The organism is Mycoplasma sp. 773, from assembly GCF_053851515.1.
In genome coordinates this window covers 20713-42460 of the sequence record NZ_JBSQAV010000006.1, presented here as the reverse complement: position 1 = coordinate 42460, position 21748 = coordinate 20713, and the positions used below count along the sequence as shown (strand labels likewise).

17 protein-coding genes and 8 tRNA genes are annotated in these 21748 nt (G+C 29.4%); all 25 read left to right on the top strand.

The annotated features are described in order from the left end of the window. Positions 1-3: 3 nt before the first annotated feature. Positions 4-327, top strand: a complete 324-nt coding sequence (gene hinT / locus ACWXVJ_RS02040) for a histidine triad protein HinT (protein ID WP_438340342.1) — start codon at positions 4-6, stop codon at positions 325-327. 29 nt (positions 328-356) lie between these two features. Continuing rightward, positions 357-1823: a lysine--tRNA ligase gene (gene lysS, locus ACWXVJ_RS02035; protein WP_438340341.1), complete on the top strand. Its 1467-nt coding sequence runs from the start codon at positions 357-359 to the stop codon at positions 1821-1823. An 83-nt stretch (positions 1824-1906) separates the two neighbouring features. Then, entirely contained in the window at positions 1907-2761 is an 855-nt protein-coding gene (gene whiA, locus ACWXVJ_RS02030) for a DNA-binding protein WhiA (RefSeq protein WP_438340340.1), read from the top strand. 249 nt (positions 2762-3010) lie between these two features. Continuing rightward, positions 3011-5134 (top strand): P68 family surface lipoprotein, encoded by a 2124-nt coding sequence (locus ACWXVJ_RS02025; protein ID WP_455966362.1) that lies wholly within the window; start codon positions 3011-3013, stop codon positions 5132-5134. Between the two features lie 53 nt (positions 5135-5187). Continuing rightward, positions 5188-6156, top strand: coding sequence for a thermonuclease family protein (locus tag ACWXVJ_RS02020; protein WP_455966360.1), 969 nt, complete (start codon positions 5188-5190; stop codon positions 6154-6156). Continuing rightward, entirely contained in the window at positions 6157-8112 is a 1956-nt protein-coding gene (locus tag ACWXVJ_RS02015; protein ID WP_455966358.1) for an ATP-binding cassette domain-containing protein, read from the top strand. Beyond that, entirely contained in the window at positions 8112-9122 is a 1011-nt protein-coding gene (locus tag ACWXVJ_RS02010) for a carbohydrate ABC transporter permease (RefSeq protein WP_438340336.1), read from the top strand. Before ACWXVJ_RS02015 ends, ACWXVJ_RS02010 begins: the two co-directional genes overlap by 1 nt. Then, on the top strand, positions 9064-10098 hold the full coding sequence (locus tag ACWXVJ_RS02005; RefSeq protein ID WP_455966356.1) for a carbohydrate ABC transporter permease: 1035 nt from the start codon (positions 9064-9066) through the stop codon (positions 10096-10098). Before ACWXVJ_RS02010 ends, ACWXVJ_RS02005 begins: the two co-directional genes overlap by 59 nt. Before the next feature lie 3 nt (positions 10099-10101). Further along, positions 10102-10293 (top strand): hypothetical protein, encoded by a 192-nt coding sequence (locus ACWXVJ_RS02000; RefSeq protein ID WP_438340334.1) that lies wholly within the window; start codon positions 10102-10104, stop codon positions 10291-10293. Between the two features lie 95 nt (positions 10294-10388). Further along, positions 10389-12977, top strand: coding sequence for a preprotein translocase subunit SecA (secA, locus tag ACWXVJ_RS01995; protein WP_455966354.1), 2589 nt, complete (start codon positions 10389-10391; stop codon positions 12975-12977). 302 nt (positions 12978-13279) lie between these two features. Then, positions 13280-14062 carry a hypothetical protein gene (locus ACWXVJ_RS01990; RefSeq protein ID WP_455966352.1) on the top strand — a complete coding sequence of 261 codons (783 nt, stop codon included), beginning with the start codon at positions 13280-13282 and terminating at the stop codon, positions 14060-14062. A 203-nt stretch (positions 14063-14265) separates the two neighbouring features. Further along, a complete protein-coding gene (locus ACWXVJ_RS01985) occupies positions 14266-15063 on the top strand; it encodes a tRNA1(Val) (adenine(37)-N6)-methyltransferase (protein WP_444704791.1) in 798 nt (265 codons plus the stop codon). Continuing rightward, positions 15056-16621, top strand: coding sequence for a methionine--tRNA ligase (gene metG, locus ACWXVJ_RS01980; protein WP_455966350.1), 1566 nt, complete (start codon positions 15056-15058; stop codon positions 16619-16621). Before ACWXVJ_RS01985 ends, metG begins: the two co-directional genes overlap by 8 nt. A 102-nt stretch (positions 16622-16723) precedes the next feature. Beyond that, entirely contained in the window at positions 16724-17758 is a 1035-nt protein-coding gene (locus ACWXVJ_RS01975) for a hypothetical protein (RefSeq protein WP_455966348.1), read from the top strand. A gap of 111 nt (positions 17759-17869) precedes the next feature. After that, positions 17870-19141, top strand: a complete 1272-nt coding sequence (gene obgE / locus ACWXVJ_RS01970; RefSeq protein WP_438340328.1) for a GTPase ObgE — start codon at positions 17870-17872, stop codon at positions 19139-19141. A 65-nt stretch (positions 19142-19206) separates the two neighbouring features. Continuing rightward, positions 19207-19283 (top strand) — tRNA-Pro (locus ACWXVJ_RS01965). A 5-nt stretch (positions 19284-19288) separates the two neighbouring features. Beyond that, a tRNA-Ala gene (locus tag ACWXVJ_RS01960) sits at positions 19289-19365 on the top strand. 4 nt (positions 19366-19369) lie between these two features. Beyond that, positions 19370-19446 (top strand) — tRNA-Met (locus ACWXVJ_RS01955). 27 nt (positions 19447-19473) lie between these two features. Beyond that, positions 19474-19549 (top strand) — tRNA-Ile (locus ACWXVJ_RS01950). Position 19550: 1 nt separating this feature from the next. Further along, positions 19551-19641 (top strand) — tRNA-Ser (locus ACWXVJ_RS01945). A 6-nt stretch (positions 19642-19647) separates the two neighbouring features. Further along, positions 19648-19723: transfer RNA gene (locus ACWXVJ_RS01940), tRNA-Met, on the top strand. A gap of 1 nt (position 19724) precedes the next feature. After that, positions 19725-19801 (top strand) — tRNA-Asp (locus ACWXVJ_RS01935). A gap of 1 nt (position 19802) precedes the next feature. Further along, a tRNA-Phe gene (locus ACWXVJ_RS01930) sits at positions 19803-19878 on the top strand. 185 nt (positions 19879-20063) lie between these two features. Next, positions 20064-20867 (top strand): SemiSWEET family transporter, encoded by an 804-nt coding sequence (locus ACWXVJ_RS01925; protein WP_455966346.1) that lies wholly within the window; start codon positions 20064-20066, stop codon positions 20865-20867. A 235-nt stretch (positions 20868-21102) separates the two neighbouring features. Then, positions 21103-21363: a hypothetical protein gene (locus ACWXVJ_RS01920; protein ID WP_438340326.1), complete on the top strand. Its 261-nt coding sequence runs from the start codon at positions 21103-21105 to the stop codon at positions 21361-21363. The last annotated feature ends 385 nt before the right edge of the window (positions 21364-21748 follow it).

The following is a 21748-nucleotide window of genomic DNA, read 5'->3' as shown; positions in this document are numbered from 1 at the left end:
ATTATGGAAAAAGATACATTCCAGAGAATTATTGATAGAGAAATACCCGCAACAATTATTTATGAGGATGCTGATGTTATTGCTTTTCTAGATATTGATCCAGTAGAAAAAGGCCATTTCTTGGTTGTACCAAAAGAGTTTTCACAAAACTTATATGATATCGAAGAGGAAGACTTGGTTAAATTGGTTAAAAAAGCTAGAAAATTAGCTTTATTACAAACAGATAAGCTTAATGCTTCTGGTTTCAAATTAGTTATAAATAATAATGAAGCTGCTGGACAAGCAATTTTTAGAACACATATTCACATCATTCCTTATTACGATTAGGATATTATTTTGAAAGATTATATAAATTTATGGAAAGAAAATATTCAGAACAAGAACAAATAAGAAGAAACAAAATTTCAATCTTAGCGCAAAAAAATATTAGAGCATTTAATTCAACTATTAGACCAACAATTTCATCGCAAGAAATAATGAAATTGTATGAAAGTAAAACAAGAGAAGCAATTGATGCTGAAAATAAATTTGTTGTTTTTAATGGTAGGGTTGTCGCTCAACGTGGTCCTTTTTTAGTATTACAGGACCGCAATGGTAAAATGCAAATTTATATTGATAAAAAAATATTAGATGAATTTTCTCAAGAAGTTTTAAAACAATTAGATCTAGGTGACATTATTAGTGTTGAGGGATTTATCTCTAAAACCCATACTGAAGCATTAATGATCAAGGCCTCAAAACTTGTTTTATTAACAAAGTCATTAAAGCCATTACCTGATAAATACCATGGTTTAGTTGATGCAGAAGAAAGACGTAGACATCGTTATGTTGATACAATAGTTAATGAAGAATCAAAAAATACTTTTATCTTAAGAACCAAAATTATTAAAGGTGTACGTGAATTTTTTGATAATTTAGATTATCTCGAAGTTGACACTCCTGTATTGCAACCAATATTGGGTGGAGCTGCAGCTAGACCTTTTAAAACATTTTATAATGCTTTAAACCGTGAATTCTATTTAAGAATAGCCACAGAATTGCCATTAAAAAAATGTATTGTTGGTGGTCTGGAAAGAGTTTATGAAATTGGACGTATTTTCCGTAACGAAGGGGTTGATAGTACACACAATCCTGAATTTACCTCAATTGAATTTTATGAAGCATATTCAGATATGTGAGGAATGATGGAAAGAACGGAAGGCGTATTTAAACACTTAACCACAAAGTTAAATATTAAAAATGTTAAATTTAACGGCTATGAAATAGAATTTAAATACCCTTTTGCAAAGATTAATATGGTTGATGCCGTTTCACAAAAAATAGGAATTAATGTCCGCAATTTAAGTGATGCTCAGGCCCTTGAATTAGCTAAACAACATGGAATCAAGACGCAAAAATATTATAAGTTAGGTCACGTTATTAATGAACTATTTGAGAAATATATCGAAGAAACATTAATACAACCTACATTTGTTTATGGTCATCCCATTGAGATTAGCCCCTTAGCATTTAAAGAATTAGATGATGACCGTTTTACACAAAGAGCAGAATTATTTATTGGAACCAAAGAATTTGCTAATATGTTTACTGAGCTTTCAGATCCTATCGATCAGCTAGAAAGATTTGAGTCCCAACTTGAAGAAAGAGAAAACGGTAATGAAGAAGCAAACGAAATTGATTGAGATTTTGTTAACGCTTTAGAATATGGTCTTCCGCCAACAGGTGGCTGCGGAATTGGGATCGACCGTTTGGTAATGCTTCTAACTCAAAATGATTCAATTAGAGATATTCTCTTATTTCCACAATTAAAAGAAATAAAATAATTTTAAATAAAATATGTTCCACAATAAAGGACATATTTTATTTATTTAAAAATGTGTTAATATAATATAACTAAAATAAACTTATGGGAAATAAAACGTTTACTCAAACAATCAAAGAAGAAATTATAAATAGACCATTAAAAAAACAAGATAAATTAAACTTGTTAAGTGGTGTTTTTGCTACGTCAAAAATAGAAGAAAATGCTTTTAAATTAATCATTAATAATAAAATAATATTTGAATTTATTAAGCAGCTTTTAGTAGAACAATCAATTCCTTATTTTTTAGAGAGAAAAAATGAATTTGTTATTGAAATTGCAGATTTTTATAACGGAAAATTAAAATATGAACGTGAATATTTTTCTGGCATCTTTTTGGCATCGGGCTCAGTCTCAAATTTTGAGAGTTCTTCAAATCATCTTGAATTGAAGTTTTATAATTTTGATAACGCTTTACAATGTTTGACTATACTAAATAAATATAATCTTGAATTTAAATTATTAAAAAGAGAAAATAAATTTTTAATTTATTTAAAAAAAATTGAACATATTTGTGATTTTTTAAAAGCCATTGAAACGGTTAATTCATATTATCAACTTGAAGAATATAAAATTGAACGAGATTATTTTAATAATATAAATCGCATTACAAACTTTGATATATATAATCAACAACGAATTGCTAATGCTAATATCCAGTTTTTAGAAAACTATGATTTTGTGCAAAAAAATAACCTAACATTCCTTTTTACTAAGCAGGAATTAGCTTTTTTTAAAATTAAAAAAAATAATCTTGATAGTAGTCTATCTAACCTGGTGGAACTATTGGCTAATAAAAAAATTTATAAGTCAAGATCATCATTAAATCATTCGTTAATAAAATTAAGAACATTTGTAAAGAAATATAGTTCAAAAAATGTTAAACTAGCTAAAACCTAGAAAATATAATATATTTTAAAATTAATTTGCATAAGTTTCTTAGCAATTTAAATGCTATTTTTAGGTCTAAAATCGAATGAATTGATAAAAATCCGTCGCTTTTATTAAATTAATAAAATTTAAAAAGTAGTAAAATTTATATTGTGAATTACACAAATCAAAACTCACATTTCACAACTGAACAATAACGATTAGTTTTCTGATCGTTATTGTTTTTTGTTTTTAAGTAAAAAAATGAAAGGATAAATAATGAAAAGAAGTAATAAAATTTTATTCTCATTAAGTGGTTTATCACTTTTTGCAGTCCCTATGTTTTTGGCATCATGTGGTCCTTCACATTCTAGTGCTAGATATGACCAAGTTTATGATGGCAAATTAAAAATTGCTACTGGTTTTTCTGAAAATAATGTTCAAGGTATTGGATTAAAAACCATTGTTAGTGAATTTAACAAATGATTAAAATCTGGTTCAGCTGAAGAACAAGCTAAAAAGACTGAAAAAGGTTATTTACCTGTTGAAATCGTTTTTACACCAAATGGTTATTCAACAAATGCCTTAGAAACTAAATTAAGTGCAAAAGAAACAAAAGAATTTTGAAATATAATGATTAACTACCCAACTGCTGCATCTATATTGGCAAAGTTGGACATGAATTTGGCTTTACCAAATGATGTTTATGAAAATTTGAATATTGCCGAAGCATTTAAGCATGTTAATGATGAAATTGGCGGTAATCTAGAATCAAAAGAAAAATGAGTAGTTCCATTTTCAAGATCTTCTGAAATGCAATCAGTTAATAAAGTTCTTTTAGGTAAATTATTAAAAGAATTAAAAGAAGCTGGTGTAAAAATGGGCGAAGATGCTTCAACTACAAAAGTTAAAGAATATATTGATTATTATGGAAAGACATCGCAGAGTGATGCTAAATATGTAGACGCTGAGTGAGCAAAGAGCAAAGCTACTGATATGGAAGCTGCTAAAAAAAGTATCTTAGAACTAAATTTAACACTAGATGACTCAATTTTTCAAGAATATGATAAGTTAATTAATTTTGCTATTGCTGCCAAAAAATTATATCCAAGTGATTTAAATAAACCTATTTTAGGCATTGACTCATTAGCATCAGCTGTTAATGTTATGAATGTTGCTATCACTAAAGGCAATGCAAGTGCACAATATATTAATCCTTCATCAGGTCATGATCTTACTGGTGGGTATGATTATGAATCATTTAAACAAAATGGTACATTCCAAAATGAATTATTTAAAAAAATAACAAAAACTATTTTTGATGGCATTAAATCTGGAGCAGTTTGAATTGGCGGTGGTGGATCTTTTGGTTCAAGCTTATTAACTAAACATAATATGGCAATAAGCATTGGTTCAACAGCCGGATACTCACATACATATATAAGTGGTGATACAGAAACAATAAATTATATTAAGGATCAAAAAAATAAAGTTGAAAAATTATATGAACTTGTAAATAAAGGCGATAAAGATGGCAATGATGTTGTATTAAAATTCAAATCAGGAAAACATATAAATAGTATCTATGCAAATAAATTATCACAAGGTACTACTGTTAGCCAATATGATAAACAATTAGTATCTGATGAAGTCGGGATAAAATTAGCTGATGAATTTAAGAAAAATAATAATTATCGCTTATTAGCCGGAAGCGTTGAAAACAATAACCTAGTTTTATCAAGTACACTAAAAATTGCACTTAGTGCTGAAGAAATAAAGAAAGTAGTTCCATTAGGTACAACATTTGTTAATGATGGAAGTTCATATGTATTAGTTGATAAAACTTTAATTTCACAATTAGAATTGAGCGCTGATAAATTATTGAATTTTAAAGATGCTGATTGAATTAGTACTCCATTGGTTAAAGATGCTTCTAAAGATAAAAAATCAGTATTTATTCAAGGACCTTCACTTGTTTTGATTCATGCTAATGAAAAAGAAGATAATGCAACCCAATTATTTGTGCAATGATTGTTTAATACAAAATTAACATCAATAAGTTTTACAAATAAAGGCAAACCTACTGAATACAAAGATGTTAAGCCAATTGAAGCATTTAATTACTTTAGTAGCTATATTTCGCCAACTGCAGATTACATTAATCAAGATGTAAAAAAAATTAGAGGTTTAAATAAAGCATCAAAAATTGCATTTGAAAACTTCAAAAAAATCCAAACAAACAGCAATGAATACCAACCAGCAGAAGACGTTTATTCAACATCTTCTGATAAACTAAGAGAATCAATTGGTTCCGCTGGTAGAGCTATTGTTAACAAGGTTTTAAATAAAAAACCAGTTAAATTCGAAGATTTTATTAATGAAATTCTTAAATTATTTGCATAATATCAAAATAAAAAAATACAAAATTTTTGTGTTTTTTTAACAAAAGGGAAGAAATGAAAAAAATAAAATTATTTTTATTAGCACCAATTTTTACCTTTCCACTATTGTCCGTTTCTTGTCAAAATGAAAAAACAAAAGAATACTATGATAATTTAAAATTAAATGCTACTTTTTTATTTGAACCTAGCAATTATCACAGTGTTGGAAAAACATTAGATAATGTTATTGAAACTGAAATTATTGATGATGTGGAAAAAGGGACAACTAAAAAAATCGCTTTATCATTATGAGAAAACTTTGGGGCTGTTGAGGGGCAAGTAACTCAAGTATTTGATGGTGATACTATCGAAGTTACAATCAAAAAAAATCTGACCTCAAAAACAACCTTTGAGAATGGACAAAAAATTAAGATTAGAATTCCATTAATTGATACTTTAGAGCAAAATACTAAGGGTACAACAGAGCGTGAAAGAAAATTATCAAATCTTGATAGTGCTTATGTTGAGAATATTCTTCAAGGTAAAAATGTAAGACTAGTATCTGATAATTGGTCTAATAATTCATATAGTAGATACGTTGCATATGTATTCTTTGGCGATTCATTTGAAAAAAACTTTAGTATTGAAATGTTGGCTAATGGTTGGACATTACCAAGAATTGACGCTTTAGATTTTAAAACATTTGTTAATGATTATGAAAAAACCGAAAAGAGCGCAGTATTGTCTTATTTATTACCTTATGCTGCAAGGGCTTTTAATGACGGATATTTCAACAATAAAGGATTTTATGCTAAAGAAGGTGTTAATATTTCTGTTGGCGGTCAAGACCTTAACCTTAAATTTAAATTGCCAGTTGATTTGTCAAAAGAATATCAAGCTCATGGCTCTGATTTGATTAATGATGCATATCAATTTATGTATCCATTTAATATTGAGAAAAAAAATAAACAAAAATTTGTTAATCCACAAAATAATATTTTTGAATTTTTAGGAACTAAACAATCAAAGAAAGAAGTAAAATAAATGAAAAAGGAAAATAAAAAAATAACGCAAAGCCATATTCACGGTTTTTCTCAAGAACGTTATCAGGCTAAAAAATTAGTTCCTGCGATCGAAGTCAAGGATTTAGTCATTGACTTTGGTGAATCACTAGCTGTTGATAATGCTTCTTTTGCGATTGAAAAAGGAGAGTTAGTTACATTACTAGGCCCTTCAGGTTCAGGTAAAACTACTACTCTGAATGCCATTTCTGGATTATTGCGTCCTACAAGTGGAAAGTTATTTTTCTCTGGTGTAGATGTTACAAAGTTTTCACCTCAACAAAGAGAATTGGGGTTAGTGTTCCAAAATTACGCTTTATACCCTCATATGACTGTTTATGATAACATAGCATTTCCACTATTGAATGATAAACACTGAAAAGAAGAAATTATTGAAAAATCAAAATTAGCTCAACAAAAAATATTTGAACTAATATTTAAGTTCTATGGTGTTTCTGAAGAACTTATTTCTGAAACAAGAACAAAACTATACCACACTATTGATAATCCGCGCGAAACAAGAAATTATTTAACTGAGTTAAAAACACAATATAACAATATTATTGATAATGAAGTAAATAACTATAATTTCATTGTTACTAAAAAAACAGCTATCTTATCTAATCTAACTAAAAAAGTTTTAAAAGATATTAAAGATGTTAGGGAAGAAACAAATAAGTTACTTAATGACTTAGAAATTGAACGCGCTGCAAGAATAAGTGAAATTAAAGAACAAATTGAAATTATGATGGTTAGAGATAAGTCAGGGTGTGGCGACTTATTTGAAAAGCAAAAGAGTATTATAGTTGAATTTTCTAACAAAAGAAAAGAAATTAAACAACATCTTAAAGAAAAAATTAAGAATCTTAAAAATGAGTATGTTAAAAGATATAATGAAAGCAGACTTGAATATACTCAAAAGGTCAATGAAGCAAAACAAATTTTGAGAGAAAAAATTGTTGTTCAAAAGATCGATCCTATCGGAATGCAAATTAAGCAAATTAAGGAACGTTTAAAACATACGAAGATTGAGACGGAAACAGTATACAAAGAAGCTATTCGTTCTTTAATTATTCCAATTTTAGAAAGCAATAATATAAAAACAAGAAATTTAAAGAAGTCATTAAATGAATTAATTGCTTTATTGCCAGACGATTTACAAAAAGAAATTAGAATTTTAGGCAAAGATGTTTTAACAATAGAAGAAGCAATTATTAGAGATGTTTTAGATGTTGCTCAAAGAGTTGAAATTACTAAAAATTTACGTAAGAGACCAACGCAGTTATCAGGTGGGCAACAACAACGTGTTGCTATTGCTAGAGCTATTGTTAAGAAACCAAAGATTCTTCTATTGGATGAACCTTTATCAAACCTTGATGCTAAGCTACGTGTTTCTACAAGAAAATGGATACGTTCTATTCAACAAGAACTTGGAATTACAACAGTCTTTGTTACCCACGATCAAGAAGAAGCTATGTCTATTAGTGACAAAATTATTTGCATGTCTACTGCCAAAGTTCAACAAATTGGCGCTCCAATGGAACTTTATTTAACGCCTAAAAATGAATTTGTTGCTAAATTCCTTGGTGTTCCTGAAATGACTATTTTTGAAACACCAATTAAAGATGGATATGTATATTACGAAGGACAAAAATTAATTAAAGCCCCTGAAAATTACAAAAAAGCAACTATTGACTTAGGATTTCGCGGTGAATCGTTGGTTGAAGACGAAAACGGAATTATTACTGGTGATATTAAATTAGTTGAATATCTAGGAAAAGAAATCCAAGCCCAAATTTATATAAAATCAATTGATAAGATTGCTAATGTTTTCCTTTCAGCTAAAACAAAATATGAAATTGGTGAAAACGTTAGATTAAGTATTAAAAGAAAAGAATTGTACCATTTGTTTGATGTTGATACAAAGGAAAGAGTTTAATGAACACTTACTTTTGAAAAAAATATCGTATCAAAAAGACAGGGGAAGCTCTAAGTATATTAAATACTAAAACACCATTTTGAAAACCATTTTTATTGATGTTGCCTTCCTTAATTGCCTTGGCGTTTATGATTATTATTCCATTTATTCTTGTTATTATTGTATCATTCCGTGCCCCAACATCATTTAGAGGATTCGGATGATCAATAGCAAATTATTATCAAACAAAAGGAAAAGCAGGGGTTTTTAATGATCCTAAATTTGATGTAGCAGTTGTTAATTCATTGCTATATGCCGTTGTAGCTCTACCAATAGGGCTTTCAATATCAATATTAATAAGTTCTGCTATTACAACAGTAATTAGAAGATATGCACGTAGTTTTTGACAAACTGTTTTCTTCTTACCATACATGACTGGTGCTGTAGCTGTTTCGCTAACATTCTCAGCTATTTTTGGTAAAACAAGTGAAGGTGCTATCTTTCCGCTGTTGTATGGTTCAGGTAATAGATGAAATCCCTTTATAGTGATCTTGATCCGTGGGATTTGAGGAGGATTAGCCTTTCAAGTGTTAATTCTAACCACATCAATGTTATCAGTTAATCCTGACTTATATAAATCGTCAGCAATTGATGGCGCAAGTAGTGGGTCTCAATTCTTTAAAATTACCCTACCTTCAATTCAAAAAACAATTTCATTCTTATTTACGATAGGAATTATTAATGGTATTAAGGTCTTTCCGTTGGCCTTATATAATAACGATGCCTCAGCTTCTATTACAGAAAATGGTAGTACGTTATTGCTTTACATTTTTCAAGCAACAAAATCTGGAGAATTCGGAAGAACCGCTGCTGCTTCAGTGTTCTTATTTATACTAGGTACCTTAGTTTCATTTACATTGAAGAAATCAGTATCATCAATTTTTAAACTAAAAACTAAATTGGGAGAAAGAAATGTTATCAACAAGCTTAAAGCTGAGATACAAAAGAGAAAAATCAGCTTTAAAATCTAAACAAGAATTAATGTCCAAGCCTTATTCAACAACAAATGTATGAGGCAAAATATTCTCTTGATCATTTAAAATTACTATATTAACATTCTTTAGTTTCTTAGTTGTTCTTCCGTTTTACTTTATGATTGAGCAATCGCTTGTTGACCCAAGATTTTATGGCCAACCAGGTTCAAAGATTGCTTGATGACCATTTGATTATGAAAAATTCTTGTCAAATGGTAAAGAGTTTGGCGGCAATTTGGGAACTAGTTTTTACTTTAGTAATTTCCTACAATCACTACAGGAAGGTTATCTACAAGCACTAGTATTCACAGCTGGATTTACAGCTTTATCTGTTGTTGTCAGATTATTCTTTGCAACTACACTTGGTTATGCATTATCTCTTAGAAATTGAAGAGGAAAAAATGCATTTTTCGGAATGCTATTATCATTGTTAGTTATTCCTGAAATTACTTTATTGTCTTTACAATATACGTTAGTTTCTAAAGCCGGTTGAATCGGTACTAAAAATCCATTAATTATTATTTCAATGGTTGTCCCATTTGCTACATCAATTTTTAATGCATATATGTATAAAAACGCTTTTGAAGCTATTCCAAATTCAGTTAAGGAATCATCAATGCTTGACGGGGCAAGTGGAATTAAGTACTTCTTTAATGTAGCTTTACCTATGGTTAAAGCCACAACATGAACAGTTATTATTTTGACCGCTCTTGCTTCATGGAATTCATATACATGACCTGCATTATTGTGAGATGCAGCACCTGGTAAAACTGCTGGTTATTATGCACCAATTAACTTATGATTATTTACAACCGGTAGAGTTGAAGTAGATGGTGGCGAAGCACAAATAATTTTATCGGTAAGAATGGCTGCTACAATTTTAGCTATTTTGCCTATGATGATTGTGTACTTTGTTTTAAGAAAGAGAATTATGGCTGCTATTTCTAGACAAGGAAATGCAACAAAAGGATAAACTATGGATTATAAAAATTACAGTATTATAAATGATCAACAAAAAACAAAAAAAGTTGGAAAAAGAGTTTTGAGTTTTGTAGGAATTTTAACAGTTGTTGTTGCTGGTTTAGTTATACTAGGATTCATAATCTATGGTTTAATTGTTGGTGTAACTAATATATTCACTCAAGACACATTAAGATTATTGAGTTAAAATAGAATATACAAAATCTAATTAAAACAGATCTTTATAATAGGTCTGTTTTAATTTGTCTATTTTTTGCTAAATTTAATATAAAATATTAAATTATGAAATTTTTTAAATTCAAATCAACTGAAATGCGTATTGCAGAGCAAACATTAAAAAAAGTTAATCAATTAGAAGAAAGTATTGCCAAATTAAGCGATGAGGAACTGAAAAATAAAACAATTGAATTTCGCGAAAGAATTAGGTTAGGCGAGAGTCAGGATGATATTAGACCTGAAGTTTTTGCCGTTTCACGTGAAGCAACAAAAAGAATTTTAGGCAAAAGACCTTATGATGTGCAAATGATAGGTGGTATTATTCTTGACTTAGGTTCTGTTGCAGAAATGAAAACAGGTGAGGGAAAAACTATTACATCTATCGCCCCCGTTTATTTAAATGCTATTGGCGGCAATAGTGTTATTGTTTCAACAGTTAATGAGTATTTAGCAGAACGTGATGCTGAGGAAATGGGGCAAGTTTTTAAATTTCTCGGTTTAAGTGTTGGTATTAATAAAGCACAAATGCATACTAATTTAAAAAGAGAAGCTTATGCATGTGATGTTGTTTATTCGGTTCATTCAGAATTGGGTTTTGACTATCTAAGAGATAATATGGTTATGTCAAAAGAAGAAAAAGTTCAGAGAGGGCTTGATTATATTTTATTGGATGAGGTTGATTCTATTCTAATTGATGAAGCTAAAACACCATTGATTATATCCGGTGGTGATCATGAAGAAAGTACAATGTATACTATTGCAGATTTATTTGTAAGAACATTAAACCAAAATGATTACTTTATTGACGAAGAAACAAAATCTGTTTATCTTACTGATGAAGGAATTGAAAAAGCAAATAAATATTTTAATTTAAGAAATCTATATGATCTTGAAAATTCGGAGCTTGTTCATAGAATTCAAAATTCATTAAGAGCTCATAAAGTTATGAAGCTTGACGTTGAATATATTGTTAGAAATGATAAGATCGAACTCGTAGATTCGTTTACTGGTCGTATTATGGAAGGGCGCGCCTATTCCGAAGGTTTGCAGCAAGCAATTCAAGCGAAGGAAAGAGTTGAGATTGAATCAGAAACAAAGACACTTGCTACTATTACATATCAAAATTTCTTTAGATTATTTAAAAAAATTAGCGGTATGACTGGTACTGCCAAAACGGAAGAAAAGGAATTTATTGATATCTATAATATGCGTGTTAATGTTGTTCCAACAAATAAACCAGTTATTAGAAAAGATGAAAAAGATGAAATTTATGTTGATATGCATTCTAAATGAATGGCCGTTGTTAAAGAAGTAAAAAGAGCCTTTCAGCGTAAACAACCTATTTTGATTGGAACAGCACAAGTCGAAGATTCTGAGGTTCTGCATGAATATTTATTGCAAGAAGGCATACCACATACTGTTTTAAACGCAAAACAGGATGCTAGCGAAGCTGAAATAATTTCAAAGGCTGGCCAAGCAAGTGCTGTAACTATTGCTACTAATATGGCAGGACGTGGAACGGATATTAAGCCAACAAAAGAAGCTATTGAACATGGCGGTTTATACGTTCTAGGAACAGAAAAAGCCGAATCACGTCGTATTGATAATCAACTTAAGGGTCGTTCTGGCCGTCAAGGGGATATAGGTTATACTAAATTCTTTTTATCGTTAGATGACCAATTAATTTTGAGATTTTCTGTTCAAGATAGATGAAAGGAAATATTTAAGGAATATGGTTCAAATCCTATTCCTGGTGAATTAATTCGTTCAGCATTTTTAAAAGCGCAAAAGAAAATTGAGGGTTTTAACTATGATAGTCGTAAAAGTGTTTTAAATTTTGACGACGTTATTAGACAACAACGTGACCTAATATATGAACAACGCGACTTAATTTTGGAACGAGACGATTTGGGTTCAATTATATACAAGATGTTTAATGTGGCTGTTAAGCAAATTGTTAATAATCCTTATTTTGTTAAGAAAAATGACACAATGGATTTTGACAATTTTGCCGAATATCTAAATCGTAATTTTATGCTATTAACTCAGCATCAATTTGAACCAGGTGAAATTATAAAAATGGATCGTGAAGAGTTAAAAAATTATATAACAAATATCTGAAAAAAGGAATATGACCGTTTAAGACAAAACATAATTGAAAAATATGGTTTAACTTCATTAGTAAAATCAGAAAGAAATATTATCCTAAATGTTTTTGATTCAGGATGGCAAGACCATATTAATGTTATGGATAAATTGCGTCGTAGCACTCATTTAGTTCAGTATGCTCAAAAAAACCCATATCAAATTTACACTAAATTAGGTTCAAAAAAATTTAAGGAACTTACTGATAGAATAGCAATGGAATGTAGTATTAACTTATTGAATAACTATGAGGCGTTGCCTTCCTCAAATAGCCAAATTGATTTTCCTTGATTGGCAAATAATATTAATCCAAACAATATTCAAGAAAGCATTAATGCTGCAAATGAATTTATTAACTTTTTACTTGAATCAGAAAGAAAACGGCTAGTTTCTGAAGGAAAAAGTGCAGAAGAAATAGTTGAAATTCTTAATAATCAAAAGAATGAAGTTTTGCGTGAATTTAAACTAAAATTAGAGGGTTTTGATTCCACAACAAAAAGAACAAATTAAATTAATTTGTTCAAAAAAGTGGCTGTTTTGCCATTTTTTTATTTCTTAGTTTAATGATTGAATAACGAATTAAATAAAACTAATTTATGTTAGTGATATTTTCGCAATAAATATATTTTTATTAGATCAATGACGTAAATTAGAATAATGTTAAGTAGTAAAAAGTGCCTTCATAAATGCCTTGGTTTTGTCTAAATTTTGGTCATAATTAGAGCATTAATCGCGAAATTATGCCAAAACAAAAAAAAAAAAAAAATACTATAAAATATGCTTTATAAACTCAATTAAACATAAGGAGAAAAATGAAAAAAAGCAAATTACTTTTTCTAGGATTTTTACCTGTTTTGGCAACACCAGTTATAGCTCTATCATGTGCAAATCCTGCTAAACCAGAAAACCCAGAAAAACCAGCTGAACCAAAGAAACCAGAAAACCCAGAAACAAAGAAGCCAGAAACTCCAAATAAAGATAAAAATCAACAGTTTGGCGATAATATTAAAATTGTTTATGAAGATTTAAAGAAACATCATTCAAAAGAAGTTCTTACAGACTTAATAAAACAAAATAAACCAATTAAGGATCTATTAATTAAAAATGCAATTAAACTAGACTCAGTTGATTCAATCAATACTAACAATAATCTTATAAATAATATAAAAAATGAAGCACCAAAAATTGAAATTGATTTTGGTGATCCAACTAATGAAGAAATTAAGAATGTAATTGAAAACTTCTATTACAAGAATTTATATAAAGAATACGACAAAACTAAGGATGATGGCAATCATGGATTTGATTTTCCATTAGATGATGCATCTTATGGTGATTTAGATATTTTTTCAAAAAATAATGAAAAAGAACATAATGAACCATGGTACGAAGATGATGAACCTGGTATAGCAAAACCAATGCAATCCTTACCAAAAGCGCAATCTAAACAAGAACAAAAAAGTGATTCTAAACCGAAAGTTCAAGATTTAAGTGGGCCATCAAAATGAGATAATCTTTATGATCTTTTCTCAGGCGGAATTAAGGGTAAAGGTCCGATTATTGATATATATGACATCCCCGGTGAAAAAAAATAGAAATTCAAACTAAAAACCAGGTTCATTCTGGTTTTTAATTTGCTTAAGGAAAATATTTGTTTTTTTGATAACTAGTTTGTTGTTATTTATCATTATGTATAAGGCTTTTATAAATTATGAGGTTTTAAACATTTTATTAAAACAAAAAGATTAATCTAACTTAATGCAGTATCAAAAAAAATATTAATTTATAATTAGTTATTATGAAAAAAATCGGTGTTTTTAAAAATAACTTAGGATATGGTAATGACCTCTTTGTTTATCAAGATAAAGAGATGTTTAATTATTCAGTTGATACAATTTTATTAGGTAATTTCGTTTCAATTAATCGCAATGTATCGAATATGCTCGAGGTTGGTACAAATAATGGAGCATTATCAATCTTTATGGCCGCTAGATCCAAGAAAATAAAAATTGACGCAGTTGAAATTCAACCAAAAGCAGTTTTGTTGGCTAAGCAAAATGTATGTTTAAATAATTTGGAAGACCAAATAAAAATTTTTGAAGCTGATTTTAAAGAATATGCAAAAGATTATGCTTTTAAATGTGGGAATAATCTTGCTAAGAAATACTCTTCAATTGTTGCTAACCCACCCTACTACAATGAAAACTATAATCAAGTTAGAAAAACTGGTACATATGCGCAAAAACTGGCTACACATGAAATTAATTTAGATTTAGAAACACTTATTTCTTTATCTTCTAAAATAATTGAGCAAAAAGGTTATTTTAGTGTTGTGCTTCCAATTGCTAGATATATTGATTTAATATCATTATTGCGCAAATATAATTTTGAACCAAAAAGAGTACAACTAGTTTTCACTAGAATCAATTCTCAACCTAAATTTTGTTTAGTTGAATCACGATTTAACTCGGGTTGAGGCACGTATTTTGAACCAAATATTTATCTTCATAATGATGATAAAAACGATCATTCATATCGCCTAGAAACGCAAAAACTTTATATCCCAATGAAACAAAAAGGAGAAAAACATGAATAATTCAAAAAAAACATTTTATATAACTACTCCAATATATTATCCTAGCGGAAATTTACATATTGGTCATGTCTTAACAACGACACTGGCATGAGTTTTTGCAAATTATAAAAAAACTCAAGGATATGAAACTTTATTTGTGACCGGTATTGATGAACATGGTCAAAAAATTCAAAAAAAAGCTGAGGAATATAATTTGTCCCCTCAAGAATATGTTGATATTCAATCTCGGAAATTTATTGATTTATGAGGTTTATTGAAAATTAACTATGATTTCTACAGTCGTACTACAAGTAAACAACATGAACAAGCAATTATTAAAATTTTCGAAAAAATGTACGAAAAGGGATTTATTTTTAAAGATAAGTATGTAGGTCTTTATTCGGTTAGCGATGAAGAATTTTTTACTAAAACACAAGCTATCTATAAAGACGGAAGATATTACCACCCGACGTCAGGTCATGAGCTTCAAGAAATTAAAGAAGAAAGCTATTTCTTTGATATGAAAAAGTTGGAACCTTGAATAAATGAATTTTTTGATATAAATTCTAACTTTTTAACTAATAAAAATATTGCCAAGGAGCTAAAGAGTAATTTTCTTTCCAAAGGAATTGAAGATCTATCAATTACTCGGGTTTCCTTTGATTGAGGAATCAATGTACCTAAACAAAAAAATAATGATGAAAAGCAACATGTTATTTATGTTTGATTAGATGCATTATTCAGCTATTTAACTGCTTTGGGATATGAAACAAATAACGATGATAATTATCATAAATTTTGGCGTAATGGTAATGAACGTGTTCACGTTTTAGCGAAGGAAATTTCGCGTTTTCACTCAATTTACTGACCAATATTTTTAAAATCACTTGATATCAATCTACCGACAAAAGAAGTTGTTCATTCATGAATTATTACTCCCGAGGGTAAAATGTCAAAATCAAAAGGAAACATTGTGGAACCAATTCCCTTAATTAACAAATACGGAGCTGAGGAAATTAAATATTTCTTTTGTTCGCAGGTTAATATCGATAATGACTTTTCTTTTAGTGAGGAACTTTTAATTAACGTCCTAAATGCAGATTTGGCAAATAATTTTGGTAATCTTGTTAATCGTACTATCAAAATGGTTAATCAAAACTTTGCAAACGGTACATTCTTTGATAAGAATAATTTGCTTGAAATCGATCAAAAAATATTAGACTCATTAAGTGTTTATTATGAGGAATATAAAAAAGAATTTGATCAATTTCATGCTGATAAGGCAATTAAAAATGCTATTAATTTGTCTTCAAAATTAAATGAATATATAGATTTAACAAAACCATGATTGTTGAAGGAAGATTTAGAGAGACTTAATTGCGTTTTAAATACCTTGCTTAACGGGATTTATAGCATAGCCTTAATGTTATCTGTTGTCATGCCTCAAAAGATGAAAAAAATATTTAGTTTTATTAAGATAGATTTGATTAATTACGAACAAATAACTAATTTTGCCAAATTTGATAATTTGTATCCTGAGGCTAACGAGATCTTATTTGCAAGAGTTATTAAGAAATAAGACCATTTTTCATTTATAATATAATTGAAATTATGGAATATCTATAAAAGCAAAAAAGATTCTTTTTTATCAAAATAAGGAATTTAACAATAAGGAGAACAAGTGAAAAAATCAAATAAATTGCTATTAGCATTGACATCTATTTCGTTACCAGTCATTACAGGAGCTGCGTTGGTTTCGTGTTCAAATCCATCTAACCCAGGGCCTAAAAAACCAGAAAAACCAGCTGAACCAAGCAATCCGCATAGTCCCGGCAAACCTGGCGATCAAGGCAACCCTGAAAATAAGCCAAAAGAAAAACAACCTGGTAAGCATGAGACACCAGATCAAGGAAGTAATACTACTCCTCCAATAGTGAATCCCCAAAATCCCGGCGAAGGAAAGCAAGAAGATCAGTCAAGTAAAAATCCTCAACAAGATAATCCAAAACATGACAATAAAAAAGAAGAAAAAAATCCCCAAAAACCTGAACAAAAACCTGAACAAACACCCCTCCCAAATGATCCTATGGATAAACATGATGATAAACCAGAAAAGAATGATCAATCAAATATCAAAAAAGAAGATGATAATATACCAAATGATAAAAATGGCATTATAAAAAAATTTGAAGAGTTACTTGCCTATTATGAAAAAAAATGAAATGATGTTAATAAAAAGATTGATGATTTACAATCTAAACTTAATGGAGATGAAATAAATAAACTAACTAGAGAAAAAGTAGCTCAAGATAAAACAGAACTTTCCTTCTTGCTTAATTTAGCTAACGAAATAAATCTAAAAATTAATAGTAGATTCTCGGAACTTAAAGAAGAAAAAAGTATGCATAAAGATGTTGATGAAGAACTTCTTAGAAAAATAAAAGAACTTATAACGGAATTTTCAGAAAAAAAAGGCGATAAGTTAATTGAAGAATTTTCACAAAAAGCAAGAGCCAAAGCAGAAGAAACATGAACTAAGAACCTTGCAAAGCAGAAAGAATTATATGAAAAACTAACTAAGCTTCTAGAAAAAATAACGGATTCAGAAGCAAAAGAAGATTGGAAGAAAAATATCGAAGATCTTTATAAAAAATTGTCACTAACAGATGAATTATTGCAACAATTAAATAAAACCATTGAATCACAAAAAAAGTAAATTAAATAATAGAAAAGCAGCCTTGTTAATTTTGAAAAAGGTTGCTTTTAATGTATTTAATAATTACTCATAATGGCTAAATTTATCTAAATTTTTGATAAAATAAAACACATGAAATTTATAGATGAAGTTGATATTTTGGTTATTGCCGGAAAAGGCGGTGATGGGATCATTAGTTTTCGTCGTGAGGCTAATGTTGATAAAGGCGGTCCGGACGGCGGCGATGGAGGAAATGGAGGTTCAATATATTTTCAGGGCGATCCTGGGCAAAATACATTATTGCCATTTTACTACCAAAAAAAGATTGTTGCTAATGATGGAGAAAACGGCAAACCTAAAAATGCTTTTGGTAGAGGTGCTGATGATTTAATTGTTAAGGTGCCATTGGGTACTATGGTTTATAATGATGGCAAGTTAGTTGCTGATATTGTTACAGAAGAAAAATATCTGATTGCTAAAGGTGGTAAAGGTGGTAAGGGCAATTTAAGATTTAAATCATCAAGAAATACTGCTCCAAGAATTTGTGAAAACGGAACATTAGGTGAAAGATTTAATTTGCATCTAACATTAAAAGTTTTAGCTGATGTGGGCTTTGTTGGAAAACCAAGCGCAGGGAAAAGCACAATCTTATCTCAAATTTCTAATGCTAAACCCAAAATAGCCGATTATGATTTTACAACACTTGTTCCACAATTAGGTTTAGTTAAATTTTATGAAAATACTTTTGTAGTCGCAGATTTGCCTGGATTGATAGAAAAAGCTTCGGAGGGCAAAGGCCTTGGGATTCAATTTTTAAAGCATATTGAGCGTTGTAGGGTTATATGCCACATTATTGATTTTGGTGATTCAAATAAAAACCCAATTTTGGATTATGAAATTATTAATAATGAACTAAGATCTTATAATCTTAGACTTGAAAAATTACCACAGATTGTTGTAGCTAACAAATCTGATCTCGAATCATATCAAACTCATTTAGAAAAATTTAAAAGTAAGTACCCTAATATTAAATTAATAGAAAATTCATCATTGTTTGACTCGCATATAGAAGAAATAAAAAAGGTATTATGAGAAACTCTACAAGAAGCCAAAATTAATATTGTTAATGAATTAAAAGAATCTGAAGAAGTTGTTGTTATTTCGCTAGATAAAAAGAAAATAGAAATTATCAAACTGTCTGATGATACTTATGAAATTGTTGGCAGTGATATTTATAAGGTTTATGAAAAAATTCCTGTTATTTCTATTGATAATTTATGAAGATTTAATTACAAATTAAAATCATTAGGTGTATTTGATTTAATTAAAAATTCAGATATTAAAGATGGTGATACTATTAAAATTAAGGATTATGAGTTTATTTGAAACAACGAAGATTTTTAAAAAAATTAATAACTAACATAAAAAATAATATATAATAATAAAGCATTTAGCAAAAATTTCTGTGTGGAGAAGTAGCTCAGCTTGGTAGAGCACTTGACTTGGGCTCAAGCGGTCGCAGGTTCGAATCCTGTCTTCTTCACCATTTATGGGGGGGTAGCTCACCTGGCCAGAGCGCCTGCCTTGCACGCAGGAGGTAGAGGGTTCGAGTCCCTTCCTCTCCACCATTATGGCACTGTAGCTCAGTTGGTTAGAGCGTCCGGTTCATACCCGGAAGGTCAAGAGTTCGACTCTCTTCGGTGCTACCAAATGTAAAACCCAATAGTGAAATTTTAGGACCCATAGCTCAATGGTTAGAGCAACCGGCTCATAACCGGTCGGTTACAGGTTCGAGTCCTGTTGGGTCCACCATGGGCAATTACCCAAGAGGCTGAAGGGAGCAGTCTTGAAAACTGCCAGGGGCTTCACGGCCCGCGGGGGTTCAAATCCCTCATTGCCCGCCATAATATAGCGGAGTAGAGCAGGCGGCAGCTCGTTGGGCTCATAACCCAAAGGTCATTGGTTCGATTCCAATCTCCGCAACCACGGTCCAGTGGTAAAGTGGTTTAATACGCTTCCCTGTCACGGAAGAGATCGCGGGTTCAATTCCCGTCTGGACCGCCATGGCTCTGTAGCTCAGTTGGTAGAGCAACGGACTGAAGCTCCGTGTGTCGCTGGTTCGATTCCTGCCGGAGCCACCATTTCAGAAATGACTTAACACCAAATTGGTGTTTTTTTTTTTTTTTTTTGAACGTTCTAATTTTACATAGCAAAATTTAGATGATTTTTATAATAATTTTTAATAATATGTTTTTGCTATAAAAAAATATTAAAAACTAGGCAATATTATGTTTATAAATTAGTATTAATGTATAATTTTTTAGTTATGACAGCATTAGAAATATCTATTCAGTTTTTTGGAGCATTAGGAGCGATAGCGACAATTCTTTTAGGTGTTCCTCAACTAGTTAGGGTTGTTAAAACCAAAAAAGCTGAAAACATAAATTATTATTCATTTTGAATTTTTTATATTGGAATTATTATTTGGTTAATTTATGGTGTATTTACAGGTGATGAAAACGGTTGATACATTTTTTTAGCAAACTTAATTTGTTCTTTTATATATGCTTTTACAATGTATTTTTTATATCACTATAATAAAGCAATTACCAAAAATCAAAAAAAATTTGCAACGGCAGCTATAGTTTTAGTAGAATTATTTGCAACTTCGATATTCGCTGTATTTATAGTATTAGTATTTCAAAAGATTAATACTGGTTATTTTTATCCAATTGTTGGGAATAGAATTGCGGTATTTGATAAAGTTACATCACTTATTATTGGTTTAATTACGCCTGCGGGAACAACCTTAGCTTTTATGCCTCAATTAATAAAAGGATTAAAAACAAGAAACTTTAAATCAATAAGTCCTTGAATGCTATTTATTTTTATTTTAAATAACTTATGATGAATTATTTTCTTTATTTTGAGTATTGTAGATAAAAATATCAAAGGTGAGGAAGCTGCCTTGAATGGTTTAATCGGGGCTCTTGTATGGCAAATTGTATCATTAATTGTTTATACAGTGCAATTTTCATTTGTTATATCATATGAAGTGAAAATGAAAAAGTGCGAGGTTTTGCATAAAAGAACTATGATGATACAAGATGATGCAATGGAACAAAAATAAGATTCTATATTTTTAGAGGCCTTGACTTGAAATATATCGAAGTCTCTTTTTTATTTATTTTATAAAAAACCTGTTTTAATTTAATAGTGGACAATACAAAAAAAATTAAACAAAGCTTCAAAAACTATTTATTGTTTGTATGCTACTTCTAAAATATGTGCATGATGAACTGGCCAAAAAAAAGTTTATCATTTAAAAAACATATATAATTATTTTAAGATTGAAAGGAAAAAATATGGGTCATAAAATTGGTTGGGTAATATGTTTGATAATAAGCTTCCCAATACTTGTTGTTTCATCAATAATTGCTTCTATTACATTTAGTAATGAAGCATTATTATCAAATGCTACTACACCGCTCGGAAAACTAGTGTTTAAACTAAACGGCTTTTTGAAACTTGGTGATATAAGAATTATATCTTATGTTGGTATAGCGATAGCTGCGATATTTGGTATATTGTCACTAATATCATTAATAAGATTGATAAAAAAATAATGTGGTAGTGTAGATAATTTTGTGTAAATTTATCTCTGGCTTATTTTTAGTAAGAGATTTGAGAATAGCAACCACACAAATCTAAATTTATTATACAAAAACAACCAAGCAACATTATGTTGTTTGGTTGTTTTAATTATTTATTTTTTTCAAAAATAATTTGTAATCGATTAAAAACAGGCCCCAATTAGGAACAAACTTTATTTCATTTTTCTAACTGATTTTGGGTTGTGAAATAAACTCTTATTAAAGAGCTATCAAAAAGAAATAAGTTTTTTAAAAAAATTGCACAAAATTATTTATGGTAACACTTTTTTGCTTTTTATTAGCTAAAAATTGTCAACAAAAAAGTCTAAAACCTCATAAGAGATTCAAGACTTTCTTA